General features: G+C 59.6%; 2 protein-coding genes and 3 pseudogenes. 1 reads left to right on the forward strand and 4 read right to left on the reverse strand.

The window, feature by feature from the left end; all coding sequences use genetic code 11:
- Positions 1-898: pseudogene (locus tag EOA60_RS12050) on the reverse strand (prolyl oligopeptidase family protein); the annotation flags it as partial.
- A 567-nt stretch (positions 899-1,465) separates the two neighbouring features.
- On the opposite strand from EOA60_RS12050, the pseudogene EOA60_RS12055 reads away from it, so the two are divergent.
- Positions 1,466-1,666: pseudogene (locus EOA60_RS12055) on the forward strand (SMC-Scp complex subunit ScpB); the annotation flags it as partial.
- 161 nt (positions 1,667-1,827) lie between these two features.
- On the opposite strand, the gene EOA60_RS37535 reads toward EOA60_RS12055, so the two are convergent.
- From EOA60_RS37535 to EOA60_RS12070, 3 genes and pseudogenes are all read right to left on the reverse strand, one after another.
- The gene (locus tag EOA60_RS37535; protein WP_063169293.1) at positions 1,828-2,064 is read right to left on the reverse strand and encodes a hypothetical protein; all 237 of its coding nucleotides are present in this window, start codon (positions 2,062-2,064) and stop codon (positions 1,828-1,830) included.
- 116 nt (positions 2,065-2,180) lie between these two features.
- A pseudogene (locus tag EOA60_RS38930) lies at positions 2,181-2,864 on the reverse strand (integrase); the annotation flags it as partial.
- Positions 2,865-3,107: 243 nt separating this feature from the next.
- Entirely contained in the window at positions 3,108-6,641 is a 3,534-nt protein-coding gene (locus EOA60_RS12070) for an autotransporter domain-containing protein (protein WP_082826570.1), read from the reverse strand.
- Positions 6,642-7,397 lie beyond the last annotated feature (756 nt).

The following is a 7,397-nucleotide window of genomic DNA, read 5'->3' on the forward strand; positions in this document are numbered from 1 at the left end:
CGTCGGCGGGATGGGTGGTGCCTCCCACCGTCCACGGCTTGCGCGGCCTTACCGCCAGCCAGTCGCCGAAGACCCGCCACGACGCGTCACGAGGAAGATCGATCTGCCTCCTCGGCCCGCTCCTGTCGCCGATCCAACTGATCTTCTCGAAGAAGGCCCGTTTCTCAATGAACCAAAGGCGCTCGCTGCGGCCGGTGCGGTCCGAATGACCAGACACCTCGAGGCTCTCCAACCCGGCCTCGAAGATTACCGGCGTGGTGAGGGGATCCGCGTCACGCTTCCACAGTCGCACGGTGCGCGCATAGCCGGAGCGGGTGGCCATGCCATTACCAAGCGCACTGGAAAGCAGAAGCGTGTCAGGGTCCAGCCAACTAACGTAGCCTTTGGCCTCGGGGAGATTGAAACCGTCCGCCACAAAGCTCAGAGAGATCAGGTCGAATTCGCGATGCACGACCGCGTCGCTGCCGCCGCGCGACAGGCGCAGAACGGCTCTTTCCCGTCTCTCCGGCTCGACGGACGCGCCGTCCCAGATCCAATCCTCTCCGTCGCTAGCCGCGAGAGCATCTAGATCGAGCAGTAGCTCCCATTGGGGATCCGCCTTCATGTAGGCGGCAAGGGTGGTCCGGCGCCACAGTCCGCGTGGATTTCCGGCATCTCGCCAATAATTGTAGAGGTACTGACCACGGCGCGCGATCAGGGGAAGGTTGTCGCAATTGTCGAAAATGGCTGTCAGAGCCGCCCGGTCGCGCTCGAACTGCGTTCCACCGAAGTGCTTCAGGGTCTTTGCCGACTGGCCGGCGGCCCAGGCAAGTGCCCGCTCGCCCTCTACATCTTCAAGCCAGAGATAGGGATCGTCGTCGGGAGCATCCAGCGTTGGACGGACATCAAATGCGTTCATGTCCGGACAGCCTTCAGAAAGAAGGGATAGAGGCTTCCGTCGGCTCGGGAACGCTCAGTGTTGGTAGCGGCGCCCACATGTTCGAAAAGCGTGATCATTGATGAGTTCTTCCAGTCGGTGCGGCATCGCAGGGCTTTTGCGCATAGGACCGCAACCGTCGTGCCAACTGGGAAAATCGTTTCGGAACAATGCGATCGCTCTGGAAGCGTTGTGTCACATGTCCGACATCGTCGAGAATCCGACAACGAGTGCTCCTCCTAATCCGGATCAACCTCCGGCGCCAGTCGGTGACACCGTGCAGAACTCGAGCAGTGAAGCTCATTGGTGAACTTGGTTGACGCCCAACATCTTCGCTCTGGAGCGCTTCACGCACCCGGATTCATGGCAGACACCATGAGGCGATCGATGCGGTTAGCGACCAAGCTGGCTGCGCCTGTGGGTTTCAGCCGCCAGCTGGAAGCAGCGGAGTTCTGAGGAGAAGGGTGGGGGGCCCAAGCCCTGCCGCAATCTTGGCCTGCACCGTCCCCTTGATTGTTGTGGGTCAACGTCTGCCTGCCCGCTGAATTTGGCACGCCTTACACCTACGTCACGACCAAGACCTTCCTGTTGCACTTCGGCCTCGACACACTGCGGGATTTGCCCGATTTCGAGGCGATTGAGGTTGCCGCGCTGCTCAGCAAGGAGAAGCTGCTGGCGGGCGATACTCCCATCGGGCTGGTGAGTGGTGGAGGAGGTGAGGAGCGACACTCCAAGGCCAGGACGGGCTAGCGCAGCAGATACATGGAAGTAATCGCTTGATATGAGCGGTTGAGAGTCGAATCAGGGAACTATGCGATCACTATCGATAAGAGGTGGCAATATCGATCGTGATTGTATCGGGCCACTCTACGGCGAAGGAGGCGGCAACTTGTGTCTCCGACCCGAAACGATTACCTTGCGGCCATTATGAGCAAGCATTTGGCATCCGTCTTGACGACGTGAACGCGCCCTGCAGCGTACAGCTGGACGACGCGGCGCTGGCCGATTGCTTTGCGGATCTCGATTTGGCCAAGCAGCATCCCGCTCATGTCAGCGCCTTTCTCGGCGAGGTCCCTCTCGCCCAGCAAGTCGAGTTCGCAACCGCGCACCACATTCGCGGTCGACGAGATGAAGGCTTTTGCCGCCAAGTTCTCTGCCTGGTCCGGCGAAAGCTATCCGCTCGCCGCATAATGGCTGGACATGATAGCCGACGCCCGTCCCGAATGGCGGCGGCTTTTTCGTATTATATCGACCTGATCGACAAGATGCGGCGGAACAGGGGTCCACGTGCGATGCGGCCAAAGCGGATCCAGCTCTCGAGCGCGACTACGGGGTAGGTGTGGTCGCTGGAGCCGCGGCCGACCTCGACCTCGCGCCAGCCGGTCTTGCCGCGCAGGGTGACCAGCAGCCCTTGCCGTCAAAAATCTCGATCCAGCTGGCGCCATCGCTGTTGTCGTCGCGCATGACGTCGAGACCGACGATCTCGGAGCGCCGCAGGCCGCCGCCACAGCCCAGGAGCAAAATAGCGCGGTCGCGCAGGCCCTGAGGTCGTGGCCGAGCGTGGCGATCATCGCCAGCAGATCGTCGCCAGGACCGCCTCTTTCTGCCGCGGTGGCTTTGCGTGCTTGCGGCGAATGCCGGCAAGAACCTTATAGATATGCCGCTCCGCGCGGTCCAACGGCCGGCCGCGCTGGGTAAAGTTCCAGGCGAGGCCGGAAAGCCGCCGCTCGATGGTCGCAAACTAAAGGGCAGGGGCGCCACGCTTCGGATCGCCGGCGGCGGTGCCCGAGGCACAGGCGCTGATATTGAGCCTGATCACCTTCGAGCCCGGAGGCAGGGGATCGAAGCCAGCGCGCCGGCACCAGGAGGAAAAATGCCGCCAATCCTTGGGGTAGGCGTCGCGCGTGTTCTCCGAGGTGGCGTTGTAGCCCCTCGCGGTCTCGACCAGTTCCTGGACATGCGCCGGGACTCTTTGAGCCGGGTCTCCATCTCCTTGTAGAGCTTGTCAAGCTCGCCATCGACTGGCTTCAGGTCGTCGATTGAACATTGCGTCATCATAGGCTTTGTGCCTTGTTGTAGCAGGCATCGTCCGTTCGCGCGGCGGACACAGACATCACCGTCGCTGAGCCGAGAACGACGGTAAAAGAAAATGCACTCACTGACTTCATAACCAATCTCTTTTGCGGGTGATTTAGAAACGGACGCCGAGCTTGGCGCTGAACCCGTGTGTCTGGGCATCCGAGGCGATCTGTCCCTGATAGGCGATGCCGAACGTCGCGTTCTCGGTGATGTTTACGTCAAGCCCAGCTTCGAGCAGAGCTGCGTTCTTTGCGATCGGCACGCCCTTGATGGCGAAGGAGGAACCGCCAGCAAAGGCAAGAGCGGTATCCGGCCTGACGTCGCCGAAGGCGTGGCGCCAGCCAAGACCGCCGCGCGCGGTAGCAGTCACGGTGCCGAGGGTCAGTACCGTCGACGCACGCAGACCTAGCGTGGTAAACGCCGTGTCGCTCGAGCGATCCCCGCTCGACAAGGCGGCTGCGCCGCCATTCTCGGTGAAGCCATCGGCGTCAAAATTCACATAAGCGAGATTAGCGTAGGGCTCGAAGGAAGCCGAAGCCGTATTGATACGGTAGCCGAGCTCGCCAAAGGCCTGGAACGTGCCGGCGTCGTAATCGGCCGAAAGGCTGTCGGCGAAGCCTGGAAAGACCACGGACCTGCCGGTCTCGATGCTGTGCCAGGTATAGGCAAGGCCGGAACGAAAACCGAGATTGCCGTTCTGCGTGCCGGCAAAAAGACCGAGATGGTAATTCTCGCTCGAGCCCGACGACGCGCGATCGTCCGCCTCCAAGGAGGTATGGCTGTAGCCGCTGATGAGGCCGAGCCGCCAGCTTTCGCCGACAGCCGCGTCACCGCCAGCCAGAAAGCCGCCTGTCGAGTGATCAAGACCGGCGGCATTGCCGTCGCTGTCGAGATGACCCCAGGCGCCGAAGCCACGGCCCCATACGGCGAAATTCTCACTCGTTGCCGGGGCCAGTTCCAGACCACCCAGCCCATAAGTCATCACCGGAACGCTGGAGGCACCGACGCCGTCGAACGCCGCACGGATCCGTTCGCTCGCGGCATCGCGTACAGAATGACTGTCCTCGATGAGGCCGCTATGAATGGAAGCATGAACCTCGCCTGATAGCATATCGAAAGCGTTGCGGGCTTCCGGCGCCGTCAGGAACAGGATGTTGTCCTGGATCGGATTACCGCTTCCAAGCGCCTGAGCCGCTGCGGCGACCGAGCGTTGATTGAAGGTGCTGGCTACATCGGCAAACGCCGTCGATGTGCGGCTGATATCGAGATAGACATTGTTGGCATCGTAGACGAGCTGGAAATCGACGAAGGGCGTCGCGTCTGTCGCCAGAGCCCCCGTCAGCCCGCCATAGGTGCCGCTTACGCCGCCTGCTGCGGAGAGCAGAGTATATCGGGCATCGACCGATAGCGTTCCCTGCCGCAGCAGCTCGATCTGCGCGCCGCTGTCGATCGCCGCTGCTCCGCCAACATCGATGAGATCGGACGACCTTGCGAGGTCGACCTGATAGATCGATCCGGACTGCTGCGCGAAATCGCCCGTGACAGTCAGTGTGGTGACGATCCTGCTCGGATCGGTCGCACTGCCAGGAGCGACCGTGCCGCCCTCGGAAATGGTGACCGCACCGTAGGTGCCGCCGCCTGCGACGACACCGCCGCTGTTTGCGATAGCCGTGCCCCCGATCTGCCCGTCATTCCCGAGAAAGCCGGACGTGGTCGCATCATGGGAAAGCACACCTGTATCGGCAAGCAGCAATCCCGCGCCGGAACCGACCGTCGTCATGCCGGAAAAATTGTTCTTTCCGCTCAGCGTTTGCACGCCACCGGCAACGAATAGTTTGCCGCCCATATTATTGTTATCAACGTCGAGGTCGTTGATGCTGCCGGCGAACGTGTCGTTCGAATCCGTTAGCACCAGGGTACGCTTGCCCAGTTCGACCGTTCCGCTGCCACTCAGGCTACGAATACGGGCATCGTTGTAGGCGTCGGAGATTCCCCAATAGTCGCTGCCATTTCCATGTTCGGAGATATCGAACGTGCCGTCTGCAACGACTTTCGCTGACCGTTGGATGTTGCCGAGCCCCGCAAGCGAGAGATAGGCATCCTGAGCAATATTCGTCTCGCCGGTGTAGGTGTTGACATTCGTCATCCGGACCACCGTCTTTGTATCAAGCGTCAGCGATCCGGAGCCGGAGACGACACCCGCTATGCCGAACCCGCCCTCATTCCCCATGCTCGTCGTGATCCTGCTCAGACCGGTCCCTTCGGGTGCGGATGAATCGGTAGAGAAGTTGCTGGCAGTGACGAAATGTGACGTATAAGCGGTATACTTCTTCTCCAGATCGAAAATGACCGATCTGTTTTTGAAGAAGTCAAGACCGGCAACAAAACTGGTCTGGTCATTGGGTTGTTCCGTCGTGCCGCTGGTGTAGGTGAAGTCGATATTGTCCAGCCTTACCGGATCGCCATCCGTTCCTGCGATTGTAACGCTCGGGATGTTGCCCGATGCGCTTACGATCTCGCGTTGCTCATTTCTCCGAACATTTTTAAGTTTGACGCCCGCATCCTGAAATTGCTTCAGCATCGCATCACTGATCTCCAGACTGCCACCGCCCGGTGTGCCGGTGTCGAGCAATACCGCGGTCTTGTTGGGGTCGGTGATTGGTGGGGCTCCATCCTTAACCGTGTACTGCAGATTGTAGCTGCCTTCGTATTCGGTCGAGGCATTGGCGCCAGAGCCAGGAAAATTCTGATAAGAATCCTGATCTTTTTCCTCGGGTTCTCCCCATGGCATGGCATTAGTATATTGGGCCCGGAGGCTTGGATTGAGGTTGACAATCGTGCAGGGGGAACAGCCAGGCGTTTGGTCGCTCTCGGAATCCGGATTCACATTGGCGGAGACCACGTAGCCAGACCTGGTGACACTGCCCATCATGCCCCAGACACTTGTCTTGCCAAGAAAATCGCCGGCCCCGAATGTACCTGCGAAATCGCCGCCTTCGTCTGCCATCTTGCCAGCGGTCATTTTCGCCCGCTGCTCCTTATCGGCGTGATAAGGTTCTTGGAGATCCTGACCATACATATCTTTAAGTCCATCCGTCACGGATCCCGGCGTGCACTTAAGATTGTTGTCCTTGCAATACGCATGGGTATAGACAAAATCGAGAATGCGAGCAGCCCGGTATTTCTTATCGCTTACAGACGGCCCGTCGATTGTTATCTTTTGATCTGGATCGACATATGTAAATTTATCAATTTCCACGTTCTGAAGCTTATTACCATACGTTCCGTCCCCGTACGTATATACGTAAGGCGTGTCGGCAATCGGGCGGACCCCGGTCACCTCTGACCCGATCTGCGTGTTGAGCTGGTCCGAGCCCGTGTCGAATACGTATCGCTGCGCGTTGCCATTGTTGATCTTGGCCCAGATGCCCAGGCGGTCATGGCCTTCCCCGACATACTCCAGCGGGATCGAAATCGGGTCGTCGGCCAACGCTTCTCCAGTTGGAAATGCTACCAGACCCACCCCGAGAGACACAGCCGGCAGGAATACCGTCGTCATCGCGGTGGTTGCCGCCAGAAAGTTCTTTGTCCTGAAACAAGCCTGCATACCTGGTCCTCGAAAAAGTCTCGCAAACTGATTGTTCATTGGAACGGCCTCCTGAATTGTTTAACGAGACCCTTTATGGCGGCCCTGGCTGACAACAGCCTGAAAGCTGCAAGCGGCCTGCGAGAATGGGGCGATCCTGAATGACGACAGGTGCTGTCAACAATGGATGAGTGCTCGGCCTGAAAGCTGAGCACGCTTTATGCTCAGGCTGCTGACAAGGCCAAAGCAGCGTAAGTGCGGAGTGAAATCCAAGGTCCACATGGGTCGTCGCGCTTCCCGTGCGCCTGGGAAGGCGCCGGCCCGGCCAAGCTTTCCCAGATCGTCCGGATGGCGCACAAGATACTGGTTCAGGTCGATCGAGATGGAGGCCGAGGCGTATGCCAAGGCGGTCGACTGCCTGACGAAAGATCAGAATGCGTCGCTGGCGCTCTACGATTTCCGCCGGCAGCGAGCTCAGCTCCTGCCGGGCATCCGTGTTTACTGGCGACGAGACACAAGATGTGCCCAAATTGCCACCAGACCGTCACCTGCGATGAGTTTCGGCAACTGATTTTGTCCTTTCAATCGTCGCCACTTCCTGGCCGCGGCCAACATGGGCCACTCGAAGGCAGCAGACTGGCGGCTATATGGACGGGCTGTGAGCCCGCACCGGAGACATTGGCGAAATCTACGATCTCTATAGCAACGTCAAGGAGAAGCGCGAGGTGTTGCAGATGTGGTCAAATCACATCGAATGGCTGATCAAGCAGGCTGCGGATGACGCTCTGGCGGCGTAGCTGCTGGCATGGGCGGAAG

This window comes from Mesorhizobium sp. M1A.F.Ca.IN.020.06.1.1 (assembly GCF_004023265.1).
In the GTDB taxonomy this organism is placed as follows: Bacteria; Pseudomonadota; Alphaproteobacteria; order Rhizobiales; family Rhizobiaceae; genus Mesorhizobium.